The following is a 15314-nucleotide window of genomic DNA, read 5'->3' on the forward strand; positions in this document are numbered from 1 at the left end:
ACAGAAAGTCTTCGAGGAGTACGTCCGCTCCCGAGGTCGGGTCTCGGCAGTGACCGCAGAAAGGGTGGGTCGAAGGCGGAACGTCCGGGCAAGGGTGCAACGTCCAGGCCCGCTCACCACCTTCCGAATGCCTTCGCGCAGTCAAATCCGGGGTCGAAACCTCTGAGGCAAAAGGCTTTCTCCGGCCGATCAGAGCGCGGAAAAGCGGTAGGTCGTGCTCGACGTGAACGTCTCACCCGGCCTGAGAACCGTGCTCGGAAAGCTCGGATGGTTCGGCGCGTCGGGAAATCCTTGCGTCTCGAAGCAGACGCCGTCCCCCGAACGGTAGGTGCGCCCCGAGGGACCGATCAGGGAGCCGTCGAGGCTGTTGCCGCTGTAGAGTTGAAGCGCCGGCTGCGTCGTGGCGATAGCGAGGCGTCGCCCGCTCGCCGGGCAGAGGCAAGTGGCCGCCGGGCGCAGGGTGCCGGCCGGGCCGCGCAGGACGAAGGTGTGGTCGTAGCCGCCGGCCAGGACGATCTGCTCGTGGCCTTGCCGGATGCGCGCGCCCACCGGCATCGGTTCGCGGAAATCGAACGGCGTACCGGCGACCGCCGCCAACTCTCCGGTCGGGATCTGCGTCGCATCGGTCGGGGCGTAGGTGTCGGCGAAGACCTGCACGACATGGTCCATCACGTCGCCGATGCCTTCACCGGCGAGGTTGAAGTAGCTGTGATTGGTGAGGTTCAGGACCGTCGGCCGATCGGTCACGGCACGGTAATCGATGCGCAGAGTGCCGGGTTCGGGCAGGCTGTAGACAACCTCCACGTCGAGTGTGCCTGGAAAACCTTCCTCGCCGTCGGGGCTGCGCCGCTGCAGCACGAGTCGCGTCCCGTCCGCCTCCGCTGCCCGCCACAGGCGCCTGGAAAAACCCTCTGGCCCGCCATGCATGGTGTTGGGCGGCTCGTTGATCGGCAGCGCGTAGGTCGTCCCGTCGAGGGTGAAGCGGCCTCTGGCGATGCGGTTGGCATAGCGCCCTGCGATCGCCCCGAAATGCGGGCTTACCGTTTCGTAGCCCTCCACCGTGCCGAGGGCGAGGACCACATTGGCCCATTGCCCCTCACGGTCCGGCACCTTGATGGCGGTGACGACCGCACCATAATCGATCACCTGAACCCGCAGATCATCGCGGACGAGGTTGTGCCGGGTAACGGTCTCGCCCGCCCGCGTCGTCCCGAATGTATCCGGTCTCATCCGTCCCCCCTCTCTTGCCGAGGAATGACGCGCGAGAGGCGGGGATGGTGGCAGGATCGTTCGCGCCTTCCTGCGCGCAGACGCCGTTCAGGCCGGGGTGGTCTCGGCTTTCGGCACTCCGGTATCGTCCGACAATTGCAGCCGGTGCAGCCGCGCGTAGGTGCCCCCCGCCGCGACCAGTTCTTCGTGGCGGCCGAGTTCGATCACCCGACCAGCCTCCAGCACGGCGATGCGATCGGCCTCGCGCACGGTGGAGAGACGATGGGCGATCACCAGCGTGGTGCGCCCCCGCATCAGCCGCTCCAACGCCTCCTGAACAAGGTGCTCGGACTCGGAATCGAGGGCGGAGGTCGCCTCGTCGAGGAGCAGGATCGGCGCGTTCTTGAGGAAGGCGCGGGCGAGCGAGATGCGCTGGCGCTCGCCCCCCGAGAGCCGTCCGCCGCCCGGCCCGACGCGGAAGGCGTAGCCCTCGCTCAGCCGCGTGATGAAGCCGTGTGCCGCCGCGGCGCCGGCCGCCGCCTCGATCTCCTCCTGCGAGGCACCGGGGCGGCCAAAGCCAATATTGGCGGCGATGGTGTCGTCGAACAGCACGACTTCCTGCGAGACCACCGCGATGGCCGAGCGCAGCGAGGCGATCGTCACGTCGCGGATATCGGTGCCGTCAATGAGGACCCGGCCCGCCGTCACGTCCTGAAGGCGCGGCACGAGATTGAGCAGGGAGGATTTGCCCGAGCCCGAACGCCCGACGAGCGCCGTGGTCGAGCCCGCGGGCACCACGAGGTCGATGCCCTCCAGGGCGGGGGCGTCGGCCCGGTAGCGGAAATGCACGCCCTCGAATCGGATCTCGCCGCGCGTCACCGCTAGCGGCCGGGCGGAGGGAACTTCGCGGATCGTCGGGGGCTCGTCCATCAGCGCGAAGTAGCGAGAGAGCGCGGCGGCGGCCTCCTGCAGGATGGCGTTGAGGGTGCCGAGCGCACGGGCTGGCTGAGCGGCCAGCAGCAGGGCGGCGACGTAGCCGGTGAAGTCACCCACCGTGCGGTCACCCGACATCACCCGCTGGCCCACCAGCACCAGCACGCCGGCCACCGCGAGGCCGCCGCCGACCTCCATCAGCGGATCGAGCCGGCCGCGGGCATTGGCCGCCTTCATCTTCAGGCGGCGCACCTCGTCGAGCGCCTGCGCCGCCCGGCCCTTGAGGTAGCCTTCGAGCGCGTAGGTCTTGGCGACGCGGGCCCCCTGCAGGCTCTCGGTGATGAGGCTGGCGGTGGCGCCCATCTGCTCCTGCGTCGTGGTCGAGACCTGCCGCAGCCGCTTTCCGATGCGGTTGACCGGCCCGGCGACAAGCGGCGCCGTAACCGCGGCGGCGAGCGTCAGCAGCGGGTCCATCCAGATCAACGCGATCACCAAAGCGGCCAGCATGGCGACGTCGCGCAGCAGCACCGTCGAGATGCGGGTCAGCGCCTCCTTGATGAAGGCGAAGTCGGTGGTGAAGCGCTGGGTGAAGGCGGCTGGGCTCTCGCGGCCGAGCTGGGCTAGGTCGGCATCGATCAGGTGGGCGTAGAGCGCCGCCTGCATGTCGGCCTCGACGCGGGTGACGACCCGGTTGGTCAGCACCGTCTGCCCGAACAGGGCGAATCCGCGGGCCGAGGTGACGGCGATGACGATGAGCGGGCCGTAGGCCAGCGCCCCCATATCCTTGCGGTCGAAGGCGTCGAAGGCGGCCTTGATCAGGGCGGGATAGAGCCCAGTCGCCGCGCCCACGATGGTGATGAGCACGAGCACCACCGCCAGCGTCGCCCGGTGGGGCGAGAGCCATTCCCGCCAGAGCCGCCCGAGCAGGGGAAGGGTGTCACCCCTCAGGAGTGGCCGGCGCGCCATGCTGTACCGTGATCTGTGCTGACCCCGATGGGAACGCCGGGGCCCGCGGTGTTTGCCGCCGCGAAGGCTCCGGATCAAGCGGAGCTGTTTCTCGTCGTGCTCGCCGCCGTGCCGAGACGGGCCGCGCCGAGCACCTCCAGCCCCACCATCACAAGACCCGTCACGCAGCTTCTGGTCCTGGGACCTCGCCGTTCATCAGCGGCATTTGCCAGTCTCGCAACGAGACGTCCTTTTCGTCTCCGGTGTGTGTCCGGCGTTCTCGGGATGTGTGCACCATGAAAGCTTGTCCATGTTTCGTGCATTACCTTGGCAATGTGATAATGTTACATTATCACGCGAGCCGAACGGAGGAGCTTCGGAATGGGTCGGTTGGTGGGACGCGGAGTCATGTCGCACGCATGGGCGGCCGCAATTCTGCTGCTCGTCGGTCTCGCCCCGTCCTTGGCGGCAGCGCAAGAGGCGCGACTGAAGGCGGTGGCGACCTTCTCGATCCTGGCTGACCTCGTGGCCCAGGTCGGCGGGGACCGGGTCGCGGTGACGAGCCTCGTCGGGCCGGACGCAGACGCGCACGGCTATTCCCCGGCGCCGGGCGATGCCCGCCAGGTAGCCGAGGCCAACCTCGTGGTCGTCAACGGCCTCGGTTTCGAGGGATGGCTGGAGCGGCTCATCAAGGCGTCCGGCACCAAGGCCCCGGTTGTCGTCGCCTCCAAGGGCGTGAAGACCATCGCCGGCAGCCACGACCACGACGACCACGGACATGATCACGGCGAGAGCGACCACGCAGACCCGCACGCGTGGCAGAACGTGGCGAACGTGAAGCTCTACGTCGCCAACATCCGCGACGGCCTGAGCGCCGCCGATCCGGCCCATGCCGACCTCTACGCCGCCAATGCCGCCGCCTACAGCGCGAAACTCGACGCGCTGGACGCGGAGATCCGCGCCGAACTGGCGAAGATTCCGGAAGAGCGGCGGCGCATCATCACCACCCACGACTCCTTCGGCTATTTCAGCGCCGCCTACGGAATGCGCTTCCTGGCACCGCAAGGCGTCTCGACGGACAGCGAGGCCGGACCGAAGGACGTGGCCCGCATCATCCGCCAGATCCGCCGCGACAAGGTGCCTGCAGTGTTCGTGGAATCGATCGCCGACCCGCGGCTGATGCAGCAGATCGCCCGCGAGAGCGGCGCCAAGGTCGGCGGCCGGATCTATTCCGACGCGCTGAGCGCGCCCGGTGGGCCGGCGCCGGGCTATCTGGAAATGATGCGCGCGAACCTCACCGCGTTTCGCGAGGCGCTAAGCTGAGACCCTACCCGCCGGTCATCGGCGGGAAGAATGCGATCTCCTGCGCGCCGCCAATGGCACTGCCGGGCTTGGCATGAACCCGGTCGATCGCCGCGCGTACCACGCCCTCGTTCTCGAAGGCGTAGGCGTATTCCTCGCCACGTGTCTTCAGCCAACCGATGAGGTCGGCGACGGTGGCGACGCCGTCCGGCGGGCTCACCGTCTCGTCGGGCTTGCCGACGCGCTCGCGCACCCAGGCGAAATAGACGAGCTTCATCTCACACCCACTTCCAAAGCCGTCTTTGCGAGGCGGAGCCGAAGCAATCCAGGGCGCCGCATCATCCGGAAATGCCACGGGCTGGATCGCTTCGCCTTCGCTCGCGATGACGGACGCGTCAGCGCGGATCGTCGATCACGTGCCGGATCCCGGCCCTCATGTAGTCCCACCCGGTATAGAGCGTGAGGGCGGCGGCGAGCCAGAGCAGGACGATACCGACGGTAAGGCTGCCGGGAATCAGGGTCTCGCCGGCCGGGCCCGCCACGAGGAAGCCGAGGGCGATGAGCTGCACCGTCGTCTTCCACTTGGCGATGCGGCTGACCGGCAGGCCGACCTTCAACTCCGCCAGATACTCACGCAGGCCGGAGACCAGCACCTCGCGGCAGAGGATGACGATGGCCGCCCAGAGCGACATGCCGGCGATGGTGCGGTCGGCAGCCAGCATCAGCAGCAGGGCGGCGACGAGGAGCTTGTCGGCGATCGGGTCGAGCATCCGCCCCAGCGCCGAGCTCTGCGCCCAGGCGCGGGCCACGTAGCCGTCGAGATAATCGGTGATCGCAGCCGCCACGAACACGCCGAAGGCCGCCCAGCGGGCGGCGATCTCGTCGGGCCAGAACAGCAGGACGACGACGACCGGGACCGCGACGAGGCGGCCGTAGGTCAGGCAGTTCGCGAGCGTCCAGGCCTGCGACCGGCGTCGGGGAAGGACGGCGTTCATCGACGGGGTGAAATCATGCGGCGCCTGAGGCGTCAACCGCGTCGGGGCCGCGTCGGGCACAGGCTCTGTCGGCAAAGGGCTCGGCAAGGGGCTTGGCAAGGGGGGCTCGGCTCAAGCGTTGGCGTGGAAGAAGTCGTAGACCGCCCGCGCGGTGGCGGCGTTGACGCCGGGCGCCTTGGTGAGATCCTCCAAGGCGGCCCGCTGGATGGCCTTCACGGTGCCGAAATGGTGCAGGAGCGCGCGCTTGCGAGTGGGGCCGATGCCCGCGATTTCGTCGAGCGGGTTCTTGGTCATCTCGCGCTTGCGCCGGGCTCGGTGCGTGCCGATGGCGAAGCGGTGTGCCTCATCGCGCAGGCGCTGGACGAAGTAGAGCACGGGGTCGCGCGGCGGCAGCTTGAACGGGCTGCGGCCGGGGACGAAGAAGGTCTCGCGCCCGGCGTCGCGGTCGCGGCCCTTGGCGATGCCGACGAGCGGCACGTCGATCACGCCGATCTCGGCGAGCGAGGCGCGGGCGGCCTCGAGCTGCCCGGCACCGCCGTCGATCAGCACGAGGTCGGGCCATGCGGGGAAGGTGTCGGGATCCTCGAAGACGGCCTCGGTCGCGGCCGGCACCGCCTCATCCTCGGCCGCGGCCTGCGGCTCGCCGACCGCCGCCTCGCGCGGGGTGCGCGGGGCCTCCTTGGCCAGCCGCTTGAAGCGGCGGGTCAGCACCTCGCGCATCATCCCGAAATCGTCGCCGGGGGTCAGCTCCTCCGACTTGATGTTGAAGGTGCGGTAGTGCGTCTTCATGAAGCCGGTCGGGCCGGCGACGATCATGCCGCCGACGGCCGCCGTGCCGGAGATGTGCGAGTTGTCGTAGACCTCGACCCGCCGCGGCGGCTTGTCGAGACCGAAGGCTTGGCCCAGCGCGGTGAGCAGCTTGCCCTGCGAGGCCGTGTCGGCGAGGCGCCGCCCCAGGGCCTCCTTGGCGTTGCGCTGCGCGTAATCGACGAGGTTCTTGCGCTCGCCCCGCTGCGGCCGATGGACCTCGACCCGGTGCTCGACCCGGCTCGATAGGGCCGCGGCCATGAGTTCGGCATCCTCGATCGTGTGGCTGACGAGGACGAGCCTGGGAGCGGGCTTGTCGTCGTAGAATTGCGAGATGAACGAGGCCAGCACCTCGTCGGCGCTCATGGAGCGGTCGGCCTTCGGAAAATAGGCGCGGTTGCCCCAATTCTGGAAGTTGCGGAAGAAGAACACCTCGATGCAGAACTGGCCCGCCTGCTCGTCGAGGGCGAACACGTCGGCCTCCTCCACGCCCTGCGTGTTCACCCCCTGCGTGCCCTGGATCGCCGAGAGCGCGGCGATCCGGTCGCGGAAGCGGGCGGCGCGCTCGAACTCCAGATTCTCGGAAGCCGCCTGCATCTCCTCGCGCATCCGGTCCTTCACCGCGTTCGACTTGCCGGAGAGGAACGCACGGGCGTTGTCGGCGAGTGCGGTATAGTCCTCGAGCGCGATTTCGCCGGTGCAGGGGCCGGAGCAGCGCTTGATCTGGTAGAGCAGGCAGGGCCGGGTGCGGTTCTCGTAATAGCTGTCGGAACAGGTGCGCAGCAGGAAGGCGCGCTGGAGCGCGTTTACCGTGCGGTTGACCGCCCAGACATTGGCGAAGGGGCCATAGTAGTTGCCCTTGCGACGCCGGGCGCCGCGGTGCTTGACGACCTGAGGCGCCGGCCCGTCGCTGGTGAGCAGGATGTAGGGAAACGACTTGTCGTCGCGCATCAGCACGTTGAAGCGCGGCTTCAACTGCTTGATCAGGTTGGCTTCGAGAAGGAGTGCCTCGGTCTCGGTCGCGGTGGTGACGAACTCCATCGCCGCCGTCTGCGCGATCATGCGGGCGATGCGGTTGGAATGCGCCTGACCGCGGGCATAGGAGCCGACGCGGTTCTTCAGGTTCTTGGCCTTGCCGACGTAGAGGACGTCGCCCTTGTGGTCGAACATCCGGTAGACGCCCGGCGACGTCGGCAGGGTCGTCCAGAAGCGGCGGATGATCTCCGTACCGGCTTGTACCGCGCCCGGCTCGAAGTCGAAGTCGATCTCGGGCGCCTCATCGAGGGAGGGCGCCTCGTTCTCGTCCTCGTCGAACCCGTCGGGCGGGACGTCGTCGAAGGCGGATCGGGTCGCGCGGCTCATGGCCCCGATGTAGGCCGCGACGATTCCGGTTGGAAGGGCCGTCGAACGCGGCGCGGCGATGCGGTCCGTCAATCGAACAGAGCGTCGATATCCGACTGGTCGACGTGACCGGGGTCGTCGTCAAGTTTCGGACCGTTGAGAAGCGAGCTCTCGTCGTTCTCGTCCACCGCGGCGGTCTCGACGGCGAGGAGATCACGGAAGCCGTCGAGGCTGCTCCAGGCCTCGATGACACGGTCGAGATGCTCCTCGACGAACTTGAGCACGCCGACGATCTTGCTGATGCGCTGGCCGGTCAGGTCCTGGAAGTTGCAGGCCTCGTAGGCGCTGATCACGCTGTCGAGGATGCCGTCGACATTCTCCTGGGCGGCCTTGGTCAGGCGCTGGCCGCGCAACATGTTGGCGTTGGTCTCAATCTTCTCGATGCTGCCGAGGATCGTCGAGGTGGCCTGCTCGGTCGATTCGACCACGGCATCGAGTTCGCCCGCCACGCGACGCATGCCCTTGCCCGTGGACTCGGAGCGGTGAAGGCTGGCGATCTCCGACTTGGTACGGGTGATCGCCTCCTTCATCACCTCGAGTTCGTGGCGCATGGCGAACGCCTCGCCGAGTTCCCGGCGGCAGGCCTCGATCGTCTCGCCGGCGCTCGCCTGGGTAATGCGGCGCAGATCGTTGATCGCCGTCAGGATCTCTTCGAGGCGCGGGTTCGGCAGCGCCTCAGGAGCGGCCGCAGCGATGCCGGCCGCCGGAACGGGCAAGCCCAGGCTTTCCTCGATGCGGTAGCGCTTGTTGATCATCGGTCGGACGGGCCTTCGGGAGCGGATTTCATCCGTCACAATCCCGCGCAGTGGTTTCGATTTGCTGAAAGTTTCCGGGCGATCGCAGGCATTTACCGCCCGTTGACGACGACCCGTAGTTTACGGGGGCCCGGCCGGGAGGCTGGGCGATTCACCACGTTCGTTCATCGCCTGCACGGCGAAAGCCGAAAAACTTTCCGCATTACGTGTAAAGGGCGGGAGTTTCGGGATGCGGGCGAAATGGAGCGTGGCGCTGACGGCGCTCGCCATCGCAGGAGGATTCGGGCCGGCGATAGCTCAGGCCGAGCCGGGCCGGTACGGCGGCGGCTTCATCGAGTACCTGATGACCGGCGATGCGCAGGGGCCGGCCCGGCGCCCCGCCGTCGATGGCTACGGTGCCCTCGGCGGACCTCGTCCCATCGCCCTCTCGCAACCGCGCGCCCGGTTTGCGGCCCTGCCGACGAGCCCGGCGCCTGAGGACGTCGCCATCGCGCGGACGGTCGATCCCCGCTACGCCCGCCAAGTCGTCGCCTATGACGGGCCGGGACGGGCCGGCCAGATCGTGATCGATACGAACGCCAAGTATCTCTACCTGATTCAGCCCGGCCGCCAGGCGATCCGCTACGGCATCGGTGTCGGACGGCCGGGCTTCGTCTGGACCGGCGCGAAGACGATCACCGCCAAGCGGGAATGGCCGGATTGGACGCCGCCCGCCGAGATGCTGCGCCGCCGCCCGGATCTGCCGCGGCATATGAGCGGCGGCCCGGAGAACCCGCTCGGGGCGCGGGCGATGTATCTCGGCACTTCGCTCTACCGCATTCACGGCACCAACGAGCCGCACACGATCGGTCAGAATGTGTCCTCGGGCTGCATCCGGATGATGAACGAGGACGTGATCGACCTCTACGAGCGGACACCGGTCGGAACCCGCGTCGAGGTGATCTGAACTCTCACTCGACACGAGAAAGCCCGGCGCCGTGAGACCGGCACCGGGCTTTTTTAGGCCGTCAGCTCCATCCGAGCGGGATCAGGCCCAGTCGTCGTCCCCGCCATCGCCGAGGTCGCCGCCGAAATCGTCGCCGCCGCCACCGCCGAACGAGGCGTCTTGGAAGCCGCCGTCCCCGCCGCCAAGCGCGGAGCCGAGATCCTGATCGCCGCCGAAGGCACCGCCGCCGGTGTCACCGCCCGTCAGGCCCGCTGCCTGCGCGCTGCCGAGCGCGGAATGGCCGCCCGCGAAGGCATTGGAGAGGGCGCTGCCGAGCAGCATGCCGCCCGCCGCACCGGCCGCCATCGGAAGGGCGGTGGCGAGGAATCCGCCGCCGCGGGCGGGCTGCTGGGCCTGGCCACCCCACGGACCGCCCTGCTGCGGACCGCCGTAACCCGGCTGGCCGTAGCCGGGCTGCGGCCCACCCTGCGGTCCGCCGTAGCCACCCTGCTGGCCGTAGCCGCCCTGCTGCCCCCAGGCCTGACCGGCCGGACGCTGCGGCTCGGAGCGCTGACCGCCGCCGAAGATGCTCGACAGGAAGCCGCCGCCGCCGGAAGGCTGGGACTGCGCCTGGGAGCGGGCCTGTTCGAGCTGCTGGTTGAGACTCTTGATCGCCTCCTCCTGCACGTAGATCAATTGAGCCATCGCGTAGGGCGCGTAGGGCTGGTTGCGCAGCTTATCGGCGATGAAACGTTCGGCATCGGCGTCCCGGGGCTGTCCGGACGCCTGCTCCAGGCGCTGGAAGATGCCGTTGATGATGTCGCGTTCTTCGCTGTTCATGGAGACGTCCTCCTGAAGGCGCCGACGGCCTCGTCACCGCACGGCGGCTAGGAGATGGGGAGCGGTCGAGCTTTTGTCAGGGGGGCCGAGTGTCGATTGTCCGGGTGACGAGGGCTTTCGAAGAGCGGTCACGCCTTCGGCTTCGGAAAAAGAAATCGGCTTCGGAAAAAGAAAAAGCCCGGCACGAGGCCGGGCTTTTCCGAGACAGTTCGGCGACCCCGCAAGGGATCGCCGAAGCTTCGGGTCTTAGTACGAGCCGAACTTGTAGTTCAGGCCGGCGCGGACGACGGCGAACTCGGTGTCGCGGACCTGCTGGCCACCGCTGACGAGCACGACGCCCGGGCTGGTCACGGTGACCGTGCGGCCCTGGTTGTCCACCGCGAAGGCGCCACGGCCACCGTTGCCGCGGTCGAGGTTCACGTACAGGCCTTCGACCTTCAGCGTGACGGCCGAGGACTTGAAGAAGTTCAGGAACGAGTCGGTCGGGAGAGCGTACTCGATACCACCACCCGCGGCCCAGCCGGTCTGGAAGTCGTTGCTCGACACGCCGGTGCCGAAGTCACGACCGCCGCCGGAGCCGTAGGCGAAGCCGCCGGTGCCGTACACGAGGGTGCGGTCGAAGGCGTAGCCGAGGCGGCCGCGGACGGTGCCGAAGAAGTCGAGGCCGGAGAGACCGCCCGGATTGAACACCTGCTGAGCGGCCAGCGGGCTGGTCGACAGGAAGCGGTTCCGGTCACGACCGAAATCGGCGTACTCGGCGTCCGCCTCGACGCCGATCACGACGCCCGAGCCCGGGGTGAACTGGTAGTTGTAGCCGATCTGGCCGCCGCCGACGAAGCCCTCGTTGGACTCGCGGTTGCTGAAGGCGATCACGGCGGTGGTGGGCGGGGGCACGAGGAGCGAGGCCGGGCCGACGCCGATCACGGTCGGGACGCGGTCGTCCTGGGTGCCGAAGCCGTAACCGGCGTTGAAACCGGCGTAGAAGCCCGTCCAGGTGAAGACCGGCACCGGCTGGAACACCGGGGGCGGCGCGGCGCGGCGCGGCAGGTCGGCGGCGAGCGCCGAACCGGCGAAGGCGATGCCGGCGATGGCCGTACCGGCGCGAAGGAAGGATTTCATTACTCTGGTCCTCTCTGACTGTGCCGGTGCTTCCGGAGAAGCGAGGCGGCACGGTGCCCCGTATCTATGCCAGCATCTCGGAAGATGCTGTTGCGGCTTGACCACGCCGACCGTCCCGAAGGCGGCCCCTTTGTGGCAGTGGTCTTGGTCTGCCGTCGTTCCATCCGAGAAACGTCACCAAACGGCCAAGGTTCACTTACGGCCGAGCTTTTTTTGGTGATGGTTCCGGACAGATTGTCGCAGGGATGCAACCACGGCGTTCCGCGACGTCGTGAGGCTTACGATGAATGCAGCGCGACATGCGAGTGCTTCAGCGCACAAAAGCCTGGCCGTGGGCACCCTTGCGGCTGGCGTTGCATGGATACAACGACTTTTGTGGGTACCCTAAGAATATAATCACGGCGTCAGTGCAATTGCCGATATCAGCCGGCCGTAATCCGGTTCGCTGCGGTGCGTCGTGCGCCGGAAGCTATAGAATCGATCCGGGTCGGCGTAGGTGCACAGGCCGAGCGCAGTGGCTTCTCCGATACCGGCTTCGACGAGTCGCTCTAGAATGAAGGCCGGCAGATCGAACTGCGCGTGGCCGGACCGTCCTTCGGCGAAGAACTTTTCGCTTCCGGCAACCTCGGCTCCGAAACGCTCCATGAAATCGAGGCCCACTTCGTAGGACGCTTGGCCGATCGTCGGGCCGAGCACGGCGACGATGGATGTCCGCTCGGCGCCGAGCGCCTCCATGGCCAGGACCGTCGCGTCGATGACGCCGCCGAGGGCTCCCTTCCAGCCCGCATGAGCCGCGCCCACCACGCGGTTTTCCGGATCGGCGAACAGGATCGGGCCGCAATCGGCCGTGGCGATGCCGAGTGCCAGGCCGGGCACACGGGTCACCATGGCGTCGGCCTTCGGACGCTCGGCGAGCGGGAAGGGCGTCTCGACGGTCACCACCTCGGCCGAATGCACTTGATAGAGGCTGACGAGGTTCTCGCTCGGCAATCCGAGCTGCGCGCACATCCGCGCACGGTTCTCCGCAACGCGCGCCGGATCGTCGTTCGAACCGATCCCGCCGTTCAGCGAGGCGTAGAGCCCCTCCGAGACGCCGCCCTGCCGGGTGAAGAAGGCGTGCCGGATATAAGAGTGCGAGCTCAGCTCGGGCGCTTCGATGAACATGGTCTCGCAGACTCTCTCGGAAGGCTCAGGAAGGGGGCGGCAGTGCCGGCAACGGTGCCAGTGCCGGATGACTGGTGCAGAGCACCTTGAACAGGGCGCCCATGCCGCGCGGATCGGGATCGGTCAGGCGATGGACGGCGGCCTCGATCGCCCGCGCCTGATCCGGCGTGGCACGGGCCTGCAGCCGCTCGGCGCGGGCGGCGAGCCCGAGCGAGAGGAGGAAGTCGCGCTGCGTCACCGGGCCATGCACGGCCATGCCCTCGGCAGCCGCCGCGCGGGCGAGCGCGCCGAAATCGACGTGCAGCGTCAGGTCCGCCTCGCCGGGCCGACTCAGCGGATCGGCGTAGCGATGCCCGGCGACGGCTTGGAACGTGTCGCCGAAACCGGGCCGGTCGCCGCCGTAATCGATGACGAGCAGGGCGCCGCCCCTGGCGACGAGGCGGCGGCCGAGATCGCGCAGGACCGTGAGGCCCTGGCTCGGCAGAGTCAGCACCGCGCCCTCGGGCGCCTCCGCCGTGAGCCGCGGGTCGGGCTCCGGATCGAGGCCGAAGGCGAGGGCGTCACCTTCGGCGGTCAGGCCGACGCGGCGCTCGCACCATCCGCGCGCCGTCCGCACGAACTGGCGGGCGGGCAGGGCGTCGAAGAACTCGTTGGCGATGACGAGCAGCGGCGCGTCGGGCAGGCTCGCCACGGAATCGTGGAAGGTCGGCGCGGCATCGATGAGCCGTTCCGCCTGGATCCGGCGCAACGTCGGACTGGTCTCGACGAGGTGGAGATCGAAGTCAGCGCCGGCCGCGCGAAGCGCGCGCAGGGCGTCGGCCATCAGCGTGCCGCGGCCGGGTCCGAGTTCGACGAGGCAGGGCCGCTCGCCGGGGGCCATCATCGACAGGACCGCCGCCGCCCAGGCGCCGATCAGCTCGCCGAACATCTGGCTGATCTCCGGCGCGGTGACGAAGTCGCCGCTCCGGCCGAAGGGATCGCGGGTGGCGTAGTAGCCGTGCAGCGGATGCCCGAGGCAAAGCGCCATGTAGCGGTCGAGGCCGATCGGCCCGTCCGCGCGGATCTCCCGCGCCAGGACCGCGAAGAGCGGCGTCGCCTCTGTCGTCACGCTCAGATCTGCCCGGCTTCGGCCTGGATCTCCGGCCCGGTCTGCCGGGGCCGCGTCACGCCGCGGGCGGCGAGCACGATGTAGACGAGGCCGACCAGTGCCATCGGCACGCAGAGCAGCATTCCCATGGTGACGCCGCCGCCGAGCGCGTTGACGTCCTGACCGAAGAGGAAGCCGAGCTGCCGGTCCGGCTCGCGGAAGAACTCGCAGAAGGTGCGCGCCAGCGCGTAGCCGAGCACGAAGATGCCGCCGAGCAGGCCCGGCTTGCGGAAGCCGAAGCGGCGCACCGCCCACGCCATGACGACGAACAGCAACAGCCCTTCGGTAGCCGCCTCGAAGAGCTGGCTCGGGTAGCGCGGCACGTCGCCTCCGGTGGGGAAGACGACGGCGTAGGGAAAGTCCGGCGCGGCGCGGCCCCACAGCTCGCCGTTCACGAAGTTGGCGATGCGCCCGAAGAACAGGCCGACCGGCACCACCACGGCGGCGATGTCGAGCATCGTATAACCGTTGAGCCTGCGCCCGCGGGCGAAGAGCAGCAGCGCCAGGATCGCGCCGAGGAACCCGCCGTGGAACGACATGCCGCCGTTGCGGATCGCCAGGATCTCCATCGGATGATCAAGATACAGCGGCAGGTTGTAGAACAGCACGTAGCCGATCCGCCCGCCGAGCACGACACCGAGCGCGACCCAGACGATCAGGTCGTCGATGTCGGTGAGCGTCGGCCGCTTAACCACGCCCCAGAGCGAATCCGCCGCCACCAGCCGGCGCGCGTAGAACCAGCCGCCGACGAGCCCCGCGATGTAGGACAGGGCGTACCACTTGATCTCGACGGGTCCGATCGAGACCGCGACCGGATCGATGGCCGGGAAGGGGAGGGCGAGAAGCGGCGGCATCGACGGCCCACGAGCGGCTGACGGTTTCGGAAGGCGCGCCGCATTGGACCCGCGCCCGGCGAGGCGTCAAGGCGGGGCATCGTTGCGCGCGCGCCGCGACGCGCGCAATCTCGCCAACGTGGTTCGAGCGGGAGGAGGAATGCTCGGCAACGGAGAGATGGTGGCGCGCCTCGTGCTCGCCGGCGCCATGGGCAGCGTGATCGGCTTCGAGCGGGAGCGGCTGCTTTGGGCCGCGGGCCTGCGCACGCACATGCTGGTCTGCGTCGGCGCCTGCCTCTTCATGATCGTCTCGGCCTTCGGCTTCTCCGACGTGCTCGGGCAGAAGGATGTGGTGCTCGATCCCTCGCGCGTGGCCGCGCAGGTCGTCTCCGGCATCGGCTTCCTCGGCGCGGGCACGATCCTGCTGCGCGGCGAAGTCGTGAAGGGGCTCACCACCGCCGCGAGCCTGTGGGCGGTGGCGGCAATCGGGCTTGCCGTCGGCGGCGGCCTCTACGTCGCGGCGATCGCCGCGACCGTGCTCGTCGTCGGCATCCTCGCGGGGGTGAAGCCGATCGAGGAACGCTGGCGCGACCGGCTGCACAGCCGCGCGCTCCACCTCACCGTGAAGGCCGGCAGCCTCTCGATCGACACCCTGCAGGCCGTCACCGGCGAGCGCGCCTCGCGGGTGCGCCAATTCGTGGTACGCCCCGGCGGTGAAGAGGGCGTCGAGGAGGTGACGATCGCCTTCGTGCGGCTGTCGCAGACGAGTGTCGCGGCCATCGCCGAACGCCTACGGCAGAACCCCTCGGTTCTCAGCGTCCGCCTCGGCTCGGCGATGTGACGGCACTCCCGGAACCTCACGAAATCCGTTAGCCCACCCTACTCGAACCGACAAAGCGCACTACGACGTGCGAACCTTATCCTTGGCGAGAATTGAGC

Annotated in this window: 14 protein-coding genes; 3 read left to right on the forward strand and 11 right to left on the reverse strand. The window is 68.6% G+C overall.

All coding sequences use genetic code 11. The annotated features are described in order from the left end of the window. Positions 1-189: 189 nt before the first annotated feature. The gene (locus LPC10_RS14320) at positions 190-1230 is read right to left on the reverse strand and encodes an aldose epimerase family protein (RefSeq protein ID WP_231342706.1); all 1041 of its coding nucleotides are present in this window, start codon (positions 1228-1230) and stop codon (positions 190-192) included. An 87-nt stretch (positions 1231-1317) separates the two neighbouring features. Beyond that, the gene (locus tag LPC10_RS14325; protein WP_231342707.1) at positions 1318-3108 is read right to left on the reverse strand and encodes an ABC transporter ATP-binding protein; all 1791 of its coding nucleotides are present in this window, start codon (positions 3106-3108) and stop codon (positions 1318-1320) included. Between the two features lie 360 nt (positions 3109-3468). Here LPC10_RS14325 and LPC10_RS14330 point away from each other — a divergent pair, with 360 nt between their 5' ends. Then, the gene (locus tag LPC10_RS14330) at positions 3469-4410 is read left to right on the forward strand and encodes a metal ABC transporter substrate-binding protein (protein ID WP_231342708.1); all 942 of its coding nucleotides are present in this window, start codon (positions 3469-3471) and stop codon (positions 4408-4410) included. 4 nt (positions 4411-4414) lie between these two features. On the opposite strand, the gene moaD is transcribed toward LPC10_RS14330, so the two are convergent. From moaD to LPC10_RS14350, 4 genes are all read right to left on the reverse strand, one after another. Continuing rightward, entirely contained in the window at positions 4415-4666 is a 252-nt protein-coding gene (gene moaD, locus LPC10_RS14335; RefSeq protein WP_231342711.1) for a molybdopterin converting factor subunit 1, read from the reverse strand. Between the two features lie 118 nt (positions 4667-4784). Beyond that, positions 4785-5384: a CDP-diacylglycerol--glycerol-3-phosphate 3-phosphatidyltransferase gene (gene pgsA, locus LPC10_RS14340; protein ID WP_231342712.1), complete on the reverse strand. Its 600-nt coding sequence runs from the start codon at positions 5382-5384 to the stop codon at positions 4785-4787. Positions 5385-5495: 111 nt separating this feature from the next. Continuing rightward, a complete protein-coding gene (uvrC, locus tag LPC10_RS14345) occupies positions 5496-7553 on the reverse strand; it encodes an excinuclease ABC subunit UvrC (protein ID WP_231347051.1) in 2058 nt (685 codons plus the stop codon). A 68-nt stretch (positions 7554-7621) separates the two neighbouring features. Further along, positions 7622-8347: a protein phosphatase CheZ gene (locus LPC10_RS14350; protein ID WP_231342714.1), complete on the reverse strand. Its 726-nt coding sequence runs from the start codon at positions 8345-8347 to the stop codon at positions 7622-7624. A gap of 229 nt (positions 8348-8576) precedes the next feature. Here LPC10_RS14350 and LPC10_RS14355 point away from each other — a divergent pair, with 229 nt between their 5' ends. After that, the gene (locus LPC10_RS14355; protein WP_231342715.1) at positions 8577-9293 is read left to right on the forward strand and encodes a L,D-transpeptidase; all 717 of its coding nucleotides are present in this window, start codon (positions 8577-8579) and stop codon (positions 9291-9293) included. Between the two features lie 81 nt (positions 9294-9374). Here the strand turns inward: LPC10_RS14355 and LPC10_RS14360 are convergent, their stop codons facing one another. The 5 genes from LPC10_RS14360 to lgt form a co-directional block, all read right to left on the reverse strand. Then, the gene (locus tag LPC10_RS14360) at positions 9375-10112 is read right to left on the reverse strand and encodes a DUF2076 domain-containing protein (RefSeq protein ID WP_231342717.1); all 738 of its coding nucleotides are present in this window, start codon (positions 10110-10112) and stop codon (positions 9375-9377) included. A gap of 246 nt (positions 10113-10358) precedes the next feature. Further along, positions 10359-11231 (reverse strand): outer membrane protein, encoded by an 873-nt coding sequence (locus LPC10_RS14365; protein WP_231342718.1) that lies wholly within the window; start codon positions 11229-11231, stop codon positions 10359-10361. Between the two features lie 396 nt (positions 11232-11627). Continuing rightward, positions 11628-12395, reverse strand: a complete 768-nt coding sequence (gene pgeF, locus LPC10_RS14370; RefSeq protein WP_231342720.1) for a peptidoglycan editing factor PgeF — start codon at positions 12393-12395, stop codon at positions 11628-11630. Between the two features lie 25 nt (positions 12396-12420). Beyond that, complete coding sequence (locus LPC10_RS14375; RefSeq protein ID WP_231342722.1) at positions 12421-13503, reverse strand: class I SAM-dependent methyltransferase; 1083 nt, start codon at positions 13501-13503, stop codon at positions 12421-12423. A 2-nt stretch (positions 13504-13505) separates the two neighbouring features. Continuing rightward, entirely contained in the window at positions 13506-14396 is an 891-nt protein-coding gene (lgt, locus tag LPC10_RS14380; RefSeq protein WP_231342724.1) for a prolipoprotein diacylglyceryl transferase, read from the reverse strand. A gap of 139 nt (positions 14397-14535) precedes the next feature. Between lgt and LPC10_RS14385 the strand changes: the two genes are divergently transcribed. Continuing rightward, on the forward strand, positions 14536-15216 hold the full coding sequence (locus LPC10_RS14385) for an MgtC/SapB family protein (RefSeq protein ID WP_231342726.1): 681 nt from the start codon (positions 14536-14538) through the stop codon (positions 15214-15216). Positions 15217-15314 lie beyond the last annotated feature (98 nt).

The organism is Methylorubrum sp. B1-46, assembly GCF_021117295.1.
Lineage (GTDB): Bacteria > Pseudomonadota > Alphaproteobacteria > Rhizobiales > Beijerinckiaceae > Methylobacterium.